This window comes from Halorhabdus utahensis DSM 12940 (assembly GCF_000023945.1).
Classification (GTDB): Archaea; Halobacteriota; Halobacteria; order Halobacteriales; family Haloarculaceae; genus Halorhabdus; species Halorhabdus utahensis.
Window position 1 is genome coordinate 620,685 of record NC_013158.1, and the last position, 15,589, is coordinate 636,273.

The following is a 15,589-nucleotide window of genomic DNA, read 5'->3' on the forward strand; positions in this document are numbered from 1 at the left end:
TCGAAATCTCGGGAACATTTGTGGGGCTGGATCGTGAACCAGCCCATATGACCGAACTGCTGTACCTGCCGGACGCCGACGACGTGACCGACTTCGAGGCGACGGTCGTCGAAGCGACCGAGGAGTCGATCGTTCTCGATGGAACCTACTTCTACCCGGAGGGCGGGGGTCAGCCGGCCGATCGTGGGACGATCGAGTGGGACGGGGGCGCTGCGGCGGTCGTCGACGTCCGAAAGGACCACGGCGAGGTTCACCACGAGATCGACGACGTCGAGGGCGATTTGCCGGCGGAAGGCGAAACAGCCATAGGACAGATCGACGAGAACCGCCGCGAGGCCCACCGCCGAATGCACACCGCCCAGCACATCCTCTCGCGAGTCGTCCTCGGAGCATTCGACGCCACCACGGCGGGCAACCAGATCCACGCTGACTGCTCCCGGATCGACTTCGAGCCTGCCGACTTCGACGACGCGGACCTCGAACTGATCGAAGAGCGAACCAACGAGGTGATCGAGCGCGATCTGCGGGTCAATAAGGACGAGCGACCACGGGAGACCGTCGAGGAGACCGTCGCCGAGGGACGGTCGAACCTTTCACTCCTTCCAGATCACGTCGAGGAATTGCGGGTCGTCGAGATCGATGACTTCGACATGTGCCCTTGCGGCGGAACCCACGTCGACCGGACGGGCGAGATCGGCCCGATCGAGATCACGAATCGACTCTCGAAGGGTGCCGAGGTCGAGCGGATCGAGTTCGAGTTTCGCGAGGACTAAGGGCGGCAGATTCTCGATGGGATTTCGTCCTGGCGAGGATTGGTGCCGCTGTACATCGTCGCTGTGGGTTTCAGTGACCGGCCCGGTAGCTCCAGACACCGCCAACACTGAGTACAATACCGACGATAGAAATTCCAACGCCACCGATAACGGACACTGGACTCATCTCGATGACAACGTGGAGTAGATACAGTGATCCGTTGTAGCTGACGAAATACTTGTTCACGATGTCGTTTCGATAGTGAAATTGAGGGCCGTCATCCGACGCTCCATAATCGGTATAGGTGGACTGCGGGGAGTGGATGGCACCTTCGACAGCGGTCTGTTCCGCCGGGGAGAGCGTGGCAAACTCGATCGGGTCGATTTCAGTTGCAGCGGACGATTCCAGCGAGGTTGCCATCGCTGCTTCGCTCGGCTGTTGGTCGACAACCGTGGTTGTATGCGTCGGGAAGCCGAGATAGATCAATCCAACACCGGCGATGAGCATGAGAGCACCGAGGCCGAAAGCGAAGGTGGACTTCTTCGGCAGTGCCATCGCCATGTCGGCGCTAACTGAGGCGTGTGTGTTGGATAATAGTTATGTCTCCAAGCCAAGTTGCCGACACGCGCGACATCGGTGCCGACGAGCATCCGCGTCTACCTCGGCACACACCGCAAGACGACCAGCCGCTCGAACGGAAAGGATTCCTCGGCGACGATCGACGATTCGAGGCCCTGCGCTGTGGCGTACTCTTGTACCGCCTCGATCCCGGTCAGACTGCTGACCAACAGGAGCGCTCGACCGCCATCTTCGAGCACGCGACCAACGTCCGCCAGAAACGGATCGACGGCCGCGCGACCGTCCTCGCCACCGGATAGAGCCGTTTGCATCCAGTCGCCCCACTCCGTGTCGGGCGTCGACGGGAGATATGGCGGATTGAACGTCACCAGATCGAAGCTATCAGCCAGGAACGGATCGAGCAGGTTCGCCCGCGCGACCGGGATCCCGGCATCGCGTGCCTGTTGGCAGGCAGCCGGGTTGAGATCCGTCCCGACCACCTCGACGCCCGCTTCGGCGAGCGCGCTCGCGACGTATCCCGATCCAGTCCCGACATCGATCGCTCGCTCGCCCGCCGTCGCTCCCTCGACGGCAGCCTCCGCGAGCAGATGGGAGTCTTCACTCGCGCCGTACACAGCGTCGACCCCGCGCTGCTCGGCCAGGGACGGTCGATCGGTCGCTTCGGCGTCAGCCGGCTCCTCGGCGTCAGTCATCGCTATCGAGGCCGACTTCGTGAGCGAGACTCGCCAGTTCGGCGAAGTCGGTGGGCGAGAGATCGCCTGCGCGCTTGCGAAGCAGTTCCTCGTCGGCCGCATCGACGACCGCGTCGGGATCGTCGAGTCCCGAGATGTGAGCGGTGTTCCTGATCCCGTTCCGGACGGTTTTTCGTCGCTGGGTGAACACGGCCTTGACGAATCCCAGGAAGAAGTCGTCGTCCGGGACCGTATAGTTCGGTTCGCGAGGCAACGCCCGGACAAGTGCGCTGTCGACAGCGGGCGGTGGCGAGAAGGCTTCGGGCGGAACTGGTTCGACGACCTCGACGTCGGCGTAGTGGCCTGCCGTCACCGACAGCCGACCGTAGTCGTCGCTCCCCGGATCGGCAGCCATCCGGTCGGCGAACTCGGCCTGGACCATCGCGATCAGTGGCTTCCCCGCGGGGAGCAACCGGAAGAGGATCTCGCTCGATGCGCCATACGGCAGGTTCGAGATCGAAGCGGTGTAGTCGGGCAGATCCACCTCGAGGGCGTCGCCTTCGATCACCGTGAGTCGTCCCGCCTCGATCGCATCCGCGAACTCTGTTCGGAGAAACGCGGCCAGATCGGGATCACGCTCGACAGCAGTCACCCAGTCGGCGACCGCGAGCAGCCGATCGGTGAGCGCGCCGTTGCCCGCCCCGATCTCCAGAACGTGACCGAGATCGATCCCCGCCTCGGTCGCATACGTCGGGATCCGATCGAGGACGCGGTCGTCGACGAGGAAATGCTGATCCTGGTCGGGATCGCCCCTCGCGCCAGCGCGGGCCAGGAGGGCATCCGGATCACGACCCCCAACGTTCGGTCCGTCAGCAGCGTCTTCGCCGGCCATCAGTCGTCACGACGGGCGAACGTCCGGTATTTGAGATCCTCCTCGCGGATCTCTTCGAGGATTCGGTCGACGAGGACTTCCTTCGGATTGTGAAGCCCGTCGACCCGTTCGGTGAGTTCCTCGAAACTCTCGAAGGGCTTTCGCTTTCGCTCGTCGAGAATCCCGTTCCGGAGTTTCTTTCCGATCCCTGGCAGGAGGTTGAGAGAATGTAGTCGGGTCGTGATCGGCTGAGCATCGTTGAAGAAATCCACGAAACGGCCCTCGTTGTCCTCGACGATGTCCTCGATCGCGTAGTCGAGTTCGGACTGCGCACCGCTCGAGAGGTCCCCGTAGTCGACGGTGCGACGCGTCTCGATAACCTCGCCATCGAGGTCGATGATATCGCCGAAGGAGATGTCGGCGTCGTCGATAAGCGTCATTTCGAGGAGCTGAAAGTCCGCAGTCGCCACTGCGTACGCCAGCGGCTCTTTTTCGTACTGTGGACGATCGTCGTCCGACCGGCCGCGGGGGAGATGATCGAGAACGACGGCCGTCGCCACGTCTGTATCAGACTCATCACTGCTCATGTCATTCGGGTACGGTAACCGGCTACTTAAAATCACGCGGGGCGGCGACGGGCCGAGGACGGTTAGACGTACTTCGCGACGACGTCGAGAATGTCGTCGAGTTCGTCGCCCGAGAGCGTATAGCGCTCCTGGGCGTAGATCGCCCGGAGTTCGTCCCGATCCTGGGGGGTCAGGTTGGCGATCTTGTAGGCAGTCGGCTCGTCGACCTTCTCGACGTCGAGGAGTTCCTCGACGAACTCCGCCGACTCCTCGATATCGAGGGTGGCAAAGCGGTTGGCGTGCTCGATGGCCCGGGTGAGCTCGTATGGCATCTCCCGGTCCTCGTCGGCTGCCCGCTCGCGCTCGATGTCCGCAAGCAGACCCTTCGCCTCCGCAAAGGTGAGGTACTCCTCTTCGAGTTTCTCCTTGAAGATGGTCATAGCCGCTACTCCTCTGTCTGTTCGCGCAGGTGAGCCGGCTTGACGATGATCGTCTTGTCCTTGCCACCGTCGTTGATCTGGACCTTGTAGGCCGTTCCCTGTTCTCCGATCACTTCACCGGTGTGACCGGAGAATCGCGGGTGGAACCGACCGTCCGCAACGCTGGGGTCGATATCGAGGTGGACCGAGGTCCCGACGTCGAACTCCTGGATCGCACGCTGAGGCGGTGAGGTTCCGCGGTCGCGTGGGTCGTTTTTGAGCTTGTTACGCGTGCCTTCGAGGGGTCCGTTGGAACTAGGCATTCTTGATGTGCGCTAATCCGGTCGGCCATATAAAACGTGCGTTCCGTCCCTCCCGCGTTGCTATCTGACGGGGAAAATCAGCACAACAGCGCGACGATCAGAGACGGCCGACTTCTTCGACGGAAACGCTCTCGACGTCATCGACGTCGCTGAACGCCTCCTCGACGGCCTCGGTCCCACCGGCGTCGTCTGGGACGATCACCGTCGGCAGGAGTGCGACCAGGCCAAAGGCCACGTCGTCGCGTTCGACACTGTTTATCTTTGCGCCCTCTGGCAGGGACTGTTCGAGTCGGTCCTGAAGCTCGTCGAGATCGACCTCAGGACTCTCCGGCATTACCTTGATGTTGGCTGCTACGTCTCCCATATGTGTGGATTGCGGTAGTGGATTATGTGCCTGTCGTTACGGTTCGGGATGTAGTATTCAGGGTCCCGTAAAGCCACAGTCGGGACACTCATAGAGGTTGCTCTGCTTGCGGCAGGTCGGACACCGGTAGATCTGGTGGCCACAGTCGGGACACTTGAACGCGGCGGCGTTCGTTCCGGTGATGTTGATACCGCAGGAGATACACTTCTGCGTGCGTTTTTGTTGACTCTCGCTCATACCGTCTGGTTCCCGACCGGGACGTTTAACCCTTATTACTCTCAGCTGTCGGCACTCAGCACATCCCGATCCGACGCGGTGGGCCAGCACTTCACCGCCGGAGCAGCCAGAGCGTAACGTTCATGCGCCCGAGGCCGAATTTTTTAGCATGGAACTGCAGGTCATCGAAAAGGACGATACGTCCTTGTCTATCGAGATCTCCGGCGAGGATCACACGTTCATGAACGTCCTCAAGGGCGCACTCTTGGAGACCGACGGCGTCGACGCAGCGACCTACGACATGAACCCCGAGCAGTCAGGCGGCCAGACCGATCCCATCCTCACGATCAAAACGGAGAGCGGTACCGACGCACTCGACGCGCTCGAGGCGGGCGCACAGTACGTCATCGAGAAGGCAGACACGTTCGAGGCGGCATACGAAGACGCTGCCGCCTGAACACTCACTCATTCTTGCGGCTCGTGACGGACAGTCCAGACTTCGGTCGACCTGAACGGGAACAAAAGACATACGGGTTGTCAGGTTCGAACGCCGAATATGGTCCCCGATAGCCATTCCGACCGCGGCTGCCCGAAGTGTGGACACGAAGAAACCGACGTCGGTGAGATTTCCACGACCGGCGGCGGTCTGAGCAAGATGTTCGACATCCAGACGAATAGCTTCACCGTGGTATCGTGCACCAACTGCGGGTACTCGGAACTCTATCGCGATACGACCAGCGGTGCCAGCGACTTCGTCGACGTCTTCCTCGGATGACGGCCGGCGGGGCCGGCGGGGCACTCCTCATCGTCGTAATCATCGGCCTCGCCTTCACCGTGGGCCTGTATGCGCTCGTCCGGTCCGAGCACGACAGCCGGAAAGAAATGAGTCGTGACGAGGCCGAACGCGTCGCCCGACGGGATACATCCGAGAATCGGCGACGTGACTAGCGTCGATTACAGCCGGACCGGAACGCCACGCTCGTCGAGGTACTCCTTCGTCTCGGTGATCGAGTACTCGCCGAAGTGGAAGATCGACGCCGCCAGTCCGGCGTCAGCTCCGGCGTCGGTGAACACCTCGTACATGTCCTCGGGACCACCGCACCCCGAAGAGGCGATGACGGGCGTGTCGACGTTCTCGGTCACGGCCCGCGTCAGCGGGATGTCGTAGCCGTCCTTGGTGCCGTCGGCGTCGATGGAGTTGACGAACAGCTCGCCCGCGCCCCGATCCTCGGCCTCGCGGACCCACTCGACAACGTCCATGCCGGTCCCCTCGCGGCCGCCCTTGACGGTCGCCTCGAACCAGACCGATTCGCCGTCGATCTGCTCGTAGTACTCGCCGGCCTCGTCGTAGCGCCGGCGGGCGTCGACGGAGATGACGATGCACTGGTTGCCGAAGGCAGTCGCGCCCGCCTCGATGAGGTCGGGGTTTTCGATCGCGCCGGTGTTGATCGACACCTTGTCAGCGCCGGCCCGCAGGGTCTCCTTGATGTCCGCTTTGGTGCGGATCCCGCCGCCGACGGTGAGCGGGATGAACACCTCGTCGGCGACGCGCTCGACGGTGTCGAGCATCGTCTCCCGCCCGTCGGCGCTCGCGGTGATGTCCAGGAAGACGAACTCGTCCGCGCCGGCTTCGTTGTACTCCTTGGCCATCTCGACTGGGTCGCCCGTGTACTGGAGATCCTCGAAGTTCACGCCCGTGTAGACGGCGGCGTTGCCGTCCTCGTCGAGATCCACGTCGATACAGGGGATGATACGTTTGGTGAGCGTCATCGGTTCTGTTCGTCACTCGGGGGCGGGCCGTCAAAAGCGACCCGGAAGTTCTAGCGGTCGCCCTGGGCGTCCACGCGAAGACAACTGGATTCGTGGGACCAGTCAATAAACGCAAATAAAAATTCTTTGCATCAGAAAACAAAATGAAACAGCCAGTCGCTACATATGCGAACCAAGCGCTACAGGTTTTCAGTGATCCACCGACACCATGCATAGAAATCGTTTGCCCCAGACTGCTCGGCGATCGACTGGAGCGTCCCCGTTGGGATAGCATCCGCTGACTTCATTGGGACGGTGACAATACGGACTTCGTCGGTGTCGGGCGACTCGTAGCGGAGCTTCAAGTGACTGCCAACTCGACCTGTCCGGACGAATCCGTGGTCAATCAGCACAGAAGCGATTTCACGCCCGGAAAACTGTGTCCGCACCATCCTACTGCATGAACTCGGGAAGTTCCGTATCGCCAGACTCAACGTCGTCAAGTCCCCACTCTTCGAGGTCTTCGTCGGTGACTGGCTTTCCGGCACCCTCATGGCACGCAAGCGCCTCGGCAAGCATCTGGAGTGCTTCTGCTTTCGTCTCGCCGAAGGAGGCAACACCACTTTCCAGATCACGAGCGGTAATCCGCCCATCATCCTCGTGGATGAACTCCACGCCTTCTTCGGGAGACTTGTCTCGTGTTGCACTCGCCATACATTGTGTAGATGGACCGAAGAAATAAGTGTTCGGTTGATGGACTGTATTGACCGTCCATCGATGATCCAAGGGAATTTGCGAACGCTTCTGTGACGCGATGGTCCCGGCCTGCTGGCACCGACAGTTCGAAGTGCAACCCGGAGAAAGGCCCTCGTATGAGCGACGATCACGATACCGAGCGCCCCGAATACGATCCGACCGATCCCGCGCCGCCGTCCAGGGAGCCACCGCTGCGAAGCACGGCTCCCCAGGGCGAGTATACCATCGAACAGGTCGGCACAGGAATTGCGATCGCCGCCGTCGGCCTGCTGGCGACGTTCGGCCTCGCGCTCCTTCTGGCCTGATTCGCTCCGGCCTCAGTCCAGCTCGTCTTCCAGAACTGACCGCAGGTCCGCGATCGCCCCTGTATCGTAGCTGAGTGACTCCTCACCGACGGTGAGATCGAGCGATTCCGAAGCGTCGGCTTCCCCAATCTCGACGACCGGGGCCACGCCGTCGAAGGCGTCTTCAATCGCCGCGGGGTCGGTCGTCTCGATGACGGCCCGACCCGGCTGTTCGTGACAGAGCGCGCCGACCGGGTCGGCCGCGTCGATCGTCACGGCCGCGCCCGCGTCGTCGTGGACCATCTCCGCGAGCGTGACCGCGAGGCCGCCGTGGCTGGCGTCGTGGACGGCGAGGGTGTCCTCGTGATCGGCCACGTCGGCGAGCGTCTCGATGAACCCGGACGGATCGTCGGGCAACTCCGGGAATCGGTCGCTGCCGCCCTTCTCGGCGAGCAGTTCGGAGCCACCGAGACGGGGGTCGGTGTCGCCGCCGATCGCCAGATCGCCGACGAGCACGAGCGTCCCCTCGCCCGAGAGCGACATCGGTGGGGCGGAAAAGCCGGGCTTGGTGCCGACCATCGTCAGCGTCGGCGTCGGCGCGATTGGCCCCGTCGAGGAGTCGTTGTACAGCGAGACGTTCCCGCCGACGACCGGAACCGAGAGGTCTGCACAGGCGTCGGCCAACCCGTCGACGATGCCCGAGAACTCGCCGTAGACCTCGGGTTTCTCGGGGTTACCGGCGTTGAGACAGTCGACAGCCGCAAGCGGCGTCGCGCCCTTAGCGGCGATGTTGGTCGCGTTCTCCAGGCCGGCCGCAAATGCGCCCTCATACGGCGCGGTATCCGTCCAGTTGGGGTCCGCGCCCGCCGAAATCGCGAGGGCCGTGTCGGTCTCGGCCTCGCGGATCGCGAGCAGCGCGGCGTCGTCGCCCGGCCGCATCGCCGTCCGGACCTGGACCTCGTGGTCGTACTGGCGGTAGACCCAGCGCTTGCTCGCGGTGTTCGGACTGGCCAGGACGGTCTCGACCGCGTCTTCGAGATCGACGTCGGGTCGATCCTCGTCGGGCTGTTCGGGCTCGACAGTGTCCAGATCGGCCAGCGGCGCGCCCTCGCCGACGAACTCGGCGGGCACGTCGACCGCGACCTCGCCGTCGAGCGTACAGGTGTAGTTCGGATCCTCGGTCACCTCGCCGATGACCGCCGCTTCCAGATCGTAGCGCGCGGCGAGTTCCTGGACGCGTTCGACGTTTTCGTCCGTGACTTCGTAGACAATCCGCTCCTGGGACTCCGAGAGCAGGATCTCGGTGGCGTTCATGTTGGGCTCGCGCTGCGGGACGTCATCGAGATCGATGGCCGCGCCGAACCCGCCCTTGGCGACGAGTTCGCTCGACGCGCCGCCGAGACCGGCCGCGCCAAGGTCCCGGGCCGACTCGACCAGGTCCTCCTCGATGAGCGCCTCGTTGGTCTCGATGAGGAGCTTCTCCCGATAGGGGTTGCCGACCTGGACGGCCGAGCGGTCCTCAGTCTCGGCGTCCTCGGCGATGTCCTCGCTGGCGAAGGAGGCCCCGCCGAGGCCGTCCCGGCCGGTCGAGGCCCCGACGAGGACGAGGTTGTTGCCCGCCGCCTGGGCCTCGGCGGTGATCAGGCGGTCGGCCGAGAGCATCCCCACGCAGGCCACGTTGACCAGCGGGTTCTCCTCGTAGTCCTCGTGGAACGCGACGCTGCCGGCGACGGTCGGCACGCCGATCGAGTTGCCGTAGTCCGAGATGCCTTCGACGACACCCTCCAGCAGATAGCGGGAGTGTTCGCGATCGAAGTTGCCGAAGTAGAGGCTGTCGGTCAACGCGATCGGGAACGCACCCATCGAGAGGATGTCCCGGACGATGCCGCCGACGCCGGTGGCCGCGCCGTCGTAGGGATCGACGTAGGAGGGGTGGTTGTGGCTCTCGATCCCCATCGCCAGATAGGTGTTCTCGTCTTCGGGCAGCGCCACGACGCCGGCGTCGTCACCCGGCGGGACGACGACGTGCTCGCCGTCACTTTCGAAGCGCCCCAGGAGTGGACGCGAGGAGCGATACGAGCAGTGCTCGCTCCAGAGGTTCTCGAACAGCGCCGCCTCCGCCGTCGTGGGGTCACGGTCGATCTTCTCGACGACGACCGCCCGGTCCGAGGTCGAAAGGGCCATTACCGGCCTCTCGCCACCGCCAGCGTTTATCGCTTTCCATGCGGGCGCGCGCCTCGATGTCACCGAGAGAGGCGTCCGACACTGCACCACATCATAGAACCCCACTCACAGCTGTGAGATGCCGTTTGACCCTTGGGTGTTCGGGCGGTTGTTGATTCGATGAGATCTGCCTATTCACGTGGCAGGACGCGGAAATTGACTGCTAGTGGCGGGTTGTTGGCTAGAACGAAGAACCGGTACTTCCCGGGTGTGAATGCGACGCCGTCAGCTTCCTCTTCGGTGACACCATGCTCCTCCCCCGCTAACGCGGTTGCTGACAGCGGCACTGTTATGGTCTGCGTCTCACCGGGCGAGATCGTCGTCCCGCACAGGAGGGTCCATCTCCCGTCCGTCCAGACTACGTGTTCCCACGTTCCGTCCTCGTATCGCTGGATGGCCCACGGGACGTGACAGCCCAAACTGATGTCCTCCGATTCGCCAGTGTGATGGAGTTCGAACGTGATGGATTCCCCACGGGGGACGGCGTCCGTCGGTGCCTGCAGGCGGAGTGATTCGCGCTCGTAGGTGATCGGATCGAACGCTGAGTCGAAATACACCGGTTCGTCGGTGTCGTTCGTGGCCAGCGGGCCGAAGCCGGCGGCTGTCGCGGCAGCACCCCCTCCGAGAAGGGCTAACGCGCCTGCCCCGAGTAATTCTCTCCGTTTCATTCTATCTCCTCATTTACATCTGATCCTGCATAATGGTATGGTCGCATAGTCATCACCTCAACGAAGGTCTCCCAAGGGAAGCCGCAGAGCTTAGAAATTGTGTCCAGCAGTATCATGTCCTATAAGATGTAGTTTCGGCAGAAGAATTCGTGAATGCGGCGGCTACCGGGACAGTGCCCTGTTCAAGCAGCTTGAGTTCGATATTCCTTGCGCTGTGCCCACGACTCGTCGTTGCAATCACCGATTACGATCGGAAAGATGATCCCAGTCTAGAGGAGCTCACGCTATGAAAAGAATTCTATGACAGGCTCACACAGCGCTTAAGGAGACACCCCGAGTTAACTCCGGCATGGCTGTCGCAGGGATCCCCTTCGAGGCGGCGCTCGTCTTCGGGCTGATCGGCATTGCACTGGTTCTGTTCGTCTCGGAAGTGATCCCGAACGACGTGACGGCGATCGGTGTCATCGTCGCACTGGCTGCACTGGGTCCGACCATCGGCGTCACGCCGAGAGACGCGATCGCCGGCTTCGCCAACCCGGCGACGATCACCATCGTCGCGATGTACATGCTGAGTGCCGGGATCCAGAATACAGGACTCGTCCAGCGCCTCGGCGTCTCGCTCGCCGGGTTCGTCCGCGGCGACGAGGGACGGGCGTTGCTGGCGACCGTCGGCACGACCGGCCCGATCGCGGGGTTCGTCAACAACACGCCGGTCGTCGCCGTGTTCATCCCGATGATCACCGATCTCGCCGAGGGGAGCGACGTCTCGCCGTCGAAGCTGCTGTTGCCACTGTCCTATGCCGCGATCCTCGGCGGGACGCTGACGCTCGTCGGCACCTCGACGAACATCCTCGCCAGCGACTTCGCCCGGGAACTCATCGATGGCCGAAGCGGCATCGGGATGTTCGAGTTCACGCCGCTTGGCGTCGTCATCCTCGTGGTCGGGCTGGTGTACTTGCTGACGATCGGCCGTCGACTCACCCCGGCCCGGATCCCGGTCGACGCCGATCTGGTCTCGGCGTTCGACCTCGAAGATCACCTCGCGCAGTTGCGTGTCCCCGAGGGCTCGTCGCTCGTCGGCGAGCGCGCCGCCGACGTGGATGCGCGCGAGGATGTCCCGGTCGATGTACTCCAGGTGCGACGAAACGGCGAGGCCTACGCCGTCCCGGACACCGACCAGCGACTCGCTGCCGGCGACATACTGGTGGTCAACGGTCCCAGCCAGGCGACGACCCGCTTCCGTGACGCCTTCGACCTGCGTCGACTCGTCCGGGAGGACGTTACCGACGGGACCTTCGACGAGAGCCCGACCGAGAACACGCTTGCCTCCGCAGTCGTGCCAGAGGACTCGGCGTACGTCGGGGAGACGCTCGCGGAGGCACGCTTGGAGGAGTTTCACCGGACGACGGTTCTTGCAGTCCGACGGGGTGGGAATCTCATTCGCCAGGACCTCGACGACGTGACTGTCGAGCCGGGAGACCTCCTGCTGGTTCGGCTATCGCCGACTGCGATCGAGTACTTCGGGGAGTCTGGGGACCTGATCGTCACCGAGGAGAGCGCTTCCGAACGGATCGACGCGGTGGAGCCGGAGACAGCCGCACCGCTTTCCGCGAAGACGCCACTCGCGGTCGCGATCATGGCCGGCGTGATCGGCGCGGCGGCGCTGAATCTCCTGCCGATCGTGATCGCCGCGCTCGGGGGCGTCTTCGTGATGATCGTCACCGGCTGTCTGTCGCCCTCGGACGCCTACGACGCCGTCTCCTGGAACATCGTCTTCCTGCTCGCGGGCGTGATTCCACTCGGGTCCGCGATGGGCGAGACCGGTGGCGCGGAGGTGCTGGCGGACGCACTGGTCGCCACTGAGGCGTTCCTGCCGCTGATCCTGGTGATGCTACTGTTTTACGTCTTCACTGGCCTGCTGGCGAACGTCATCACGCCCGTTGCGACCATCGTGTTGATGATTCCAGTGGCCGTCAACGCGGCGGGCCAGATGGGGGCCGACCCCTTCGCGTTCCTGCTGGCAGTGATGTTCGCGTCGGCGACGTCGTTCATGACGCCGGTCGGCTACCAGACCAACCTGATGGTCTATGGTCCTGGCGGCTACCGGTTCTCGGACTTCCTGAAGGTCGGTGGCCCGCTGCAGTTGCTGCTCGCGGTCGTGACGACGGTCGGCATCGCCGCGATGTGGGGGCTTACCTGATCGGTCGTGACCGATACCGCGGGCGAAGACATTATGCCCCAGCGCGAGCACGAAGAGACGATGGGTGAGGCCCACGTCGAGAACCATGCCGACGAGGACGAACCAGTCTACTATGTCATCAGCGACCTCCACATCGGCGGCGACGAGCAACTCGAACACGTCGAGTTCCTCGATGAGCTGCTTTCGTTCCTCAAGCGGCTCGAACAGTTAGACGAGGACGCCGAACTCGTCATCAACGGCGACGCGTTCGGCCTCTGGGAGTTCACCACCCTGGAGGGGATCGAAAAGTTCGACGCGCTGGTCGAGCGATACCCGAACCTCTTCGAGCAACTCCGGGCGACCGGGGAGAACGTTCAGATAACGCTGCTACCCGGCAATCACGACCACGAACTCGCCGCCTACGACGCGTACGTCGAGCGCTTCGCCGCGTACAACGTGGATCTCGTCCAGGAGCAGTCGATCACCCGTCCCGTCGGGGACCGGACGATCCACTTCGAGCACGGCAACCAGCGCGACCCGAACAACCGCTTCGAAGATTTCGGCAATCCCCACGAGAAGCCGCTTGGCTACTATTACAACACGCTCGTGACCAGCCGTGCGGGCCAGGTGTCGGCTCTCGGCCGGCGCAACTGGCTGAAGGACATCCAGGCAGTCACACCGACCGAGCGGGTCCCGGTGTGGTTCCTCTCGAAGTACTTCTACAACGAGATGCACCCGCTGTTGCGGTACGCGATCGTCCCCTTTCTGTTAGTGTTCAACCTGAGTGCGATCGCTGCGATCGCCGTCGGTCTCGACCTGGTTGGCGTCTGGTCGATGCCGACCGAGACTGTCGAGGGGGCCTTTGGCCGGTTCGGGTCCGCCGGGGCGCTCGCGTTCTCGCTGCTCGCGATCAACGTGGCGATCGTCGGCATCCTCGTGCTGGTCTGGATTCCGATTCGGTTCATCCTCCAGGATTTCAAGCGGACGATCGATCGCTTCGGCCTCGTCGAGACGGAGTTTACCGTCGATCCGAGCAAACCATACCGAGCGGCGGCAAAGGATCTCTTCGAGGAACACCCCGAGACGGCCGTCTTCTGTTATGGACACACCCACCGGCCGGCGGTCGACGAACACGACGGGCGGTTGATCGTCAACACAGGGACGTGGCTCAAGCGGTTTCACCGACGGCAGGTCATCGCCGGGATCCTCCCGCCGGTGTTCCACCCGACATTCCGGCTGAATATTGTCCGGATCGCCGCCGAAGACGAGGGCGTGGCCGTCGAGTACGAGACGATGGACAAACCGGACCCGGCCAAGACCGACCTGACGTTCACCGAGCGACTGCTGACGGTCGGTCGTGTGCCTGACCCGACAATCCCGGATCGCGTGGTCGCCGATGACACAAGGGCAGCATCGACATCTCCTGACGAGTAGGTCGAGGGCCAAAGATCGTGTGTGGCTGCTCCTGGCGGACACGCGTTCGATCTCACGTCGGAGAACGGGCGGCAACTTGCCGTGTGTGGGATTCCCGCGTTCGCATCGAGAAGATTTAAATACGACCACGCCGTCACTTCGGTTGCAAATGTCCAATACGCACGAGGTTACGTCGGGATCCCCGGCGGATCGAGTTCTTCCAGGGCACACTCGATAGTACGTCCGAAATCACGGACGCACGAATTTTCGACACCACGCTTCGCGACGGGGAACAGACGCCGCGAACCTCGTTTTCCTACGAAGACAAACGAGAGATAGCGGCGGTGCTCGACGAGATGGGCACCCACGTCATCGAAGCGGGGTTTCCCGTCAACTCCGACGCGGAGTTCGAGGCGGTACGCGATATCGCCGAAAGTACCACGACGACCACCTGCGGGCTCGCCCGCGTCGTCGAGAAAGACGTCGAGGCGGCCATCGACTCGGGCGTCGAGTTGATCCACGTGTTCGTCTCGACAAGCGACATCCAGCTCCAGGATTCGATGCACGCGACCCGCGAGGACGCCGTCGAACGGGCCGTCGAGTCCGTCGAGCGCGTCAAAGACGCCGGCGTCGAGTGCATGTTCTCGCCGATGGATGCGACCCGCACCGACGAGGACTTCCTGATCGACGTCGTCGAAGCCGTCACCGAGGCGGGCACCGACTGGATCAACATCCCCGACACGACGGGCGTCGCGACGCCCGGTCGATTCCAGGAAATGGTCGGAAAAGTCGTCGCTCACACGGACGCACGCGTCGACGTGCACACACACGACGACTTCGGGCTGGCGACGGCCAACGCCCTCTCGGGCTTCGAGGCCGGCGGCGCACAGGCCCAGGTCAGCGTCAACGGCATCGGCGAGCGGGCCGGCAACGCCGCCTACGAGGAAGTCGTCATGGCCTTGGAGAGTTTGTATGACGTGGATACGGGCATCGATACGACCCGGATCACGGAGCTCTCCCGGCTGATCGAGGAGAAAAGCGGCGTCGACACGCCGGGCAACAAGCCCGTCGTTGGCGACAACGCCTTCTCCCACGAGTCGGGCATCCACGCCGCGGGCGTCATCGAAAACAGCGATACGTTCGAGCCCGGCGTGATGACTCCCGAGATGGTCGGTGCCGAGCGCGAACTCGTCCTCGGGAAACACACCGGCCAGCACTCGGTCCGGGAGCGACTCGTCGAGGCCGGCTTCGAGCCGACCGAGCAAGAGGTCCGGACGGTGACTCGCCGCGTCAAGGAGTACGGCGCGGAGCAAAACCGGATCACGATGGACGTCCTCGAACGGTTCGCCCGCGACGTGGACGTCGACCGGGCGCGCGAGGAGGTCCGCGCCTGACCATGTCGTCCACGTCGCTCGCCCGGATCGATCAGCGGCCGCTGTACGGCGCTCGCTCGGGCGTTCGGGAAATCGTCTCACGGAACGTTTATAATGAACGACGGCGATGTTCCGATACTGATGCGTCCGCTGTCCACATCCGGCGTTCGATCCGGCGACAG

At 63.2% G+C, this 15,589-nt stretch carries 21 protein-coding genes; 8 read left to right on the top strand and 13 right to left on the bottom strand.

Annotation, left to right across the window (positions count from 1 at the left end):
* The first annotated feature begins 47 nt into the window (after positions 1-47).
* On the top strand, positions 48-773 hold the full coding sequence (locus HUTA_RS03040) for an alanyl-tRNA editing protein (RefSeq protein ID WP_174256014.1): 726 nt from the start codon (positions 48-50) through the stop codon (positions 771-773).
* A 70-nt stretch (positions 774-843) separates the two neighbouring features.
* Here HUTA_RS03040 and HUTA_RS03045 read toward each other — a convergent pair whose 3' ends face one another.
* The 8 genes from HUTA_RS03045 to HUTA_RS14905 form a co-directional block, all read right to left on the bottom strand.
* Entirely contained in the window at positions 844-1,314 is a 471-nt protein-coding gene (locus tag HUTA_RS03045) for a hypothetical protein (RefSeq protein ID WP_015788387.1), read from the bottom strand.
* A gap of 95 nt (positions 1,315-1,409) precedes the next feature.
* Positions 1,410-2,024 (bottom strand): HemK2/MTQ2 family protein methyltransferase, encoded by a 615-nt coding sequence (locus HUTA_RS03050; RefSeq protein ID WP_015788388.1) that lies wholly within the window; start codon positions 2,022-2,024, stop codon positions 1,410-1,412.
* Positions 2,017-2,895: a 16S ribosomal RNA methyltransferase A gene (locus tag HUTA_RS03055; protein WP_015788389.1), complete on the bottom strand. Its 879-nt coding sequence runs from the start codon at positions 2,893-2,895 to the stop codon at positions 2,017-2,019. The genes HUTA_RS03050 and HUTA_RS03055 overlap by 8 nt, the downstream gene beginning before the upstream one ends.
* Positions 2,895-3,461: a DUF655 domain-containing protein gene (locus HUTA_RS03060; RefSeq protein WP_015788390.1), complete on the bottom strand. Its 567-nt coding sequence runs from the start codon at positions 3,459-3,461 to the stop codon at positions 2,895-2,897. Before HUTA_RS03060 ends, HUTA_RS03055 begins: the two co-directional genes overlap by 1 nt.
* A 62-nt stretch (positions 3,462-3,523) precedes the next feature.
* Positions 3,524-3,880: an RNA polymerase Rpb4 family protein gene (locus HUTA_RS03065; protein ID WP_015788391.1), complete on the bottom strand. Its 357-nt coding sequence runs from the start codon at positions 3,878-3,880 to the stop codon at positions 3,524-3,526.
* Positions 3,881-3,885: 5 nt separating this feature from the next.
* Positions 3,886-4,182, bottom strand: coding sequence for a 50S ribosomal protein L21e (locus tag HUTA_RS03070; protein ID WP_015788392.1), 297 nt, complete (start codon positions 4,180-4,182; stop codon positions 3,886-3,888).
* 97 nt (positions 4,183-4,279) lie between these two features.
* Positions 4,280-4,546, bottom strand: coding sequence for an elongation factor 1-beta (locus HUTA_RS03075; RefSeq protein WP_015788393.1), 267 nt, complete (start codon positions 4,544-4,546; stop codon positions 4,280-4,282).
* A 57-nt stretch (positions 4,547-4,603) separates the two neighbouring features.
* Positions 4,604-4,783, bottom strand: a complete 180-nt coding sequence (locus HUTA_RS14905) for an HVO_2753 family zinc finger protein (protein WP_015788394.1) — start codon at positions 4,781-4,783, stop codon at positions 4,604-4,606.
* 148 nt (positions 4,784-4,931) lie between these two features.
* Here HUTA_RS14905 and HUTA_RS03080 point away from each other — a divergent pair, with 148 nt between their 5' ends.
* From HUTA_RS03080 to HUTA_RS15490, 3 genes are all read left to right on the top strand, one after another.
* A complete protein-coding gene (locus tag HUTA_RS03080; protein ID WP_015788395.1) occupies positions 4,932-5,219 on the top strand; it encodes a DNA-directed RNA polymerase subunit L in 288 nt (95 codons plus the stop codon).
* 99 nt (positions 5,220-5,318) lie between these two features.
* The gene (locus tag HUTA_RS03085) at positions 5,319-5,537 is read left to right on the top strand and encodes a zinc ribbon domain-containing protein (protein ID WP_015788396.1); all 219 of its coding nucleotides are present in this window, start codon (positions 5,319-5,321) and stop codon (positions 5,535-5,537) included.
* A complete protein-coding gene (locus HUTA_RS15490) occupies positions 5,534-5,710 on the top strand; it encodes a hypothetical protein (RefSeq protein WP_015788397.1) in 177 nt (58 codons plus the stop codon). The genes HUTA_RS03085 and HUTA_RS15490 overlap by 4 nt, the downstream gene beginning before the upstream one ends.
* A 6-nt stretch (positions 5,711-5,716) precedes the next feature.
* Here the strand turns inward: HUTA_RS15490 and hisF are convergent, their stop codons facing one another.
* The 3 genes from hisF to HUTA_RS03100 form a co-directional block, all read right to left on the bottom strand.
* Positions 5,717-6,532: an imidazole glycerol phosphate synthase subunit HisF gene (hisF, locus tag HUTA_RS03090; RefSeq protein WP_015788398.1), complete on the bottom strand. Its 816-nt coding sequence runs from the start codon at positions 6,530-6,532 to the stop codon at positions 5,717-5,719.
* Between the two features lie 179 nt (positions 6,533-6,711).
* The gene (locus HUTA_RS03095; protein WP_015788399.1) at positions 6,712-6,963 is read right to left on the bottom strand and encodes a type II toxin-antitoxin system HicA family toxin; all 252 of its coding nucleotides are present in this window, start codon (positions 6,961-6,963) and stop codon (positions 6,712-6,714) included.
* 1 nt (position 6,964) lies between these two features.
* A complete protein-coding gene (locus HUTA_RS03100) occupies positions 6,965-7,225 on the bottom strand; it encodes a type II toxin-antitoxin system HicB family antitoxin (RefSeq protein WP_008524752.1) in 261 nt (86 codons plus the stop codon).
* 158 nt (positions 7,226-7,383) lie between these two features.
* Between HUTA_RS03100 and HUTA_RS03105 the strand changes: the two genes are divergently transcribed.
* Complete coding sequence (locus HUTA_RS03105; RefSeq protein WP_015788400.1) at positions 7,384-7,572, top strand: DUF7550 family protein; 189 nt, start codon at positions 7,384-7,386, stop codon at positions 7,570-7,572.
* Between the two features lie 12 nt (positions 7,573-7,584).
* Here HUTA_RS03105 and purL read toward each other — a convergent pair whose 3' ends face one another.
* Positions 7,585-9,735, bottom strand: a complete 2,151-nt coding sequence (gene purL / locus HUTA_RS03110) for a phosphoribosylformylglycinamidine synthase subunit PurL (protein WP_015788401.1) — start codon at positions 9,733-9,735, stop codon at positions 7,585-7,587.
* 170 nt (positions 9,736-9,905) lie between these two features.
* Positions 9,906-10,442 carry a hypothetical protein gene (locus HUTA_RS03115; protein WP_015788402.1) on the bottom strand — a complete coding sequence of 179 codons (537 nt, stop codon included), beginning with the start codon at positions 10,440-10,442 and terminating at the stop codon, positions 9,906-9,908.
* 349 nt (positions 10,443-10,791) lie between these two features.
* Here HUTA_RS03115 and HUTA_RS03120 point away from each other — a divergent pair, with 349 nt between their 5' ends.
* The 3 genes from HUTA_RS03120 (at position 10,792) to HUTA_RS03130 (ending at position 15,428) form a co-directional block, all read left to right on the top strand.
* A complete protein-coding gene (locus tag HUTA_RS03120; RefSeq protein WP_015788403.1) occupies positions 10,792-12,642 on the top strand; it encodes an SLC13 family permease in 1,851 nt (616 codons plus the stop codon).
* A 60-nt stretch (positions 12,643-12,702) separates the two neighbouring features.
* Positions 12,703-14,055, top strand: coding sequence for a metallophosphoesterase family protein (locus tag HUTA_RS03125; RefSeq protein WP_049941402.1), 1,353 nt, complete (start codon positions 12,703-12,705; stop codon positions 14,053-14,055).
* Positions 14,056-14,210: 155 nt separating this feature from the next.
* A complete protein-coding gene (locus HUTA_RS03130; RefSeq protein WP_174256023.1) occupies positions 14,211-15,428 on the top strand; it encodes a LeuA family protein in 1,218 nt (405 codons plus the stop codon).
* Positions 15,429-15,589 lie beyond the last annotated feature (161 nt).

Bases quoted from the DNA above. Each gene is read 5' to 3' on its own strand.
- HUTA_RS03040 (WP_174256014.1), top strand. From the start codon at position 48: ATGACCGAACTGCTGTACCTGCCGGACGCCGACGACGTGACCGACTTC.
- HUTA_RS03045 (WP_015788387.1), bottom strand. From the start codon at position 1,314: ATGGCGATGGCACTGCCGAAGAAGTCCACCTTCGCTTTCGGCCTCGGT.
- HUTA_RS03050 (WP_015788388.1), bottom strand. From the start codon at position 2,024: ATGACTGACGCCGAGGAGCCGGCTGACGCCGAAGCGACCGATCGACCG.
- HUTA_RS03055 (WP_015788389.1), bottom strand. From the start codon at position 2,895: ATGGCCGGCGAAGACGCTGCTGACGGACCGAACGTTGGGGGTCGTGAT.
- HUTA_RS03060 (WP_015788390.1), bottom strand. From the start codon at position 3,461: ATGAGCAGTGATGAGTCTGATACAGACGTGGCGACGGCCGTCGTTCTC.
- HUTA_RS03065 (WP_015788391.1), bottom strand. From the start codon at position 3,880: ATGACCATCTTCAAGGAGAAACTCGAAGAGGAGTACCTCACCTTTGCG.
- HUTA_RS03070 (WP_015788392.1), bottom strand. From the start codon at position 4,182: ATGCCTAGTTCCAACGGACCCCTCGAAGGCACGCGTAACAAGCTCAAA.
- HUTA_RS03075 (WP_015788393.1), bottom strand. From the start codon at position 4,546: ATGGGAGACGTAGCAGCCAACATCAAGGTAATGCCGGAGAGTCCTGAG.
- HUTA_RS14905 (WP_015788394.1), bottom strand. From the start codon at position 4,783: ATGAGCGAGAGTCAACAAAAACGCACGCAGAAGTGTATCTCCTGCGGT.
- HUTA_RS03080 (WP_015788395.1), top strand. From the start codon at position 4,932: ATGGAACTGCAGGTCATCGAAAAGGACGATACGTCCTTGTCTATCGAG.
- HUTA_RS03085 (WP_015788396.1), top strand. From the start codon at position 5,319: ATGGTCCCCGATAGCCATTCCGACCGCGGCTGCCCGAAGTGTGGACAC.
- HUTA_RS15490 (WP_015788397.1), top strand. From the start codon at position 5,534: ATGACGGCCGGCGGGGCCGGCGGGGCACTCCTCATCGTCGTAATCATC.
- hisF (WP_015788398.1), bottom strand. From the start codon at position 6,532: ATGACGCTCACCAAACGTATCATCCCCTGTATCGACGTGGATCTCGAC.
- HUTA_RS03095 (WP_015788399.1), bottom strand. From the start codon at position 6,963: ATGGTGCGGACACAGTTTTCCGGGCGTGAAATCGCTTCTGTGCTGATT.
- HUTA_RS03100 (WP_008524752.1), bottom strand. From the start codon at position 7,225: ATGGCGAGTGCAACACGAGACAAGTCTCCCGAAGAAGGCGTGGAGTTC.
- HUTA_RS03105 (WP_015788400.1), top strand. From the start codon at position 7,384: ATGAGCGACGATCACGATACCGAGCGCCCCGAATACGATCCGACCGAT.
- purL (WP_015788401.1), bottom strand. From the start codon at position 9,735: ATGGCCCTTTCGACCTCGGACCGGGCGGTCGTCGTCGAGAAGATCGAC.
- HUTA_RS03115 (WP_015788402.1), bottom strand. From the start codon at position 10,442: ATGAAACGGAGAGAATTACTCGGGGCAGGCGCGTTAGCCCTTCTCGGA.
- HUTA_RS03120 (WP_015788403.1), top strand. From the start codon at position 10,792: ATGGCTGTCGCAGGGATCCCCTTCGAGGCGGCGCTCGTCTTCGGGCTG.
- HUTA_RS03125 (WP_049941402.1), top strand. From the start codon at position 12,703: ATGGGTGAGGCCCACGTCGAGAACCATGCCGACGAGGACGAACCAGTC.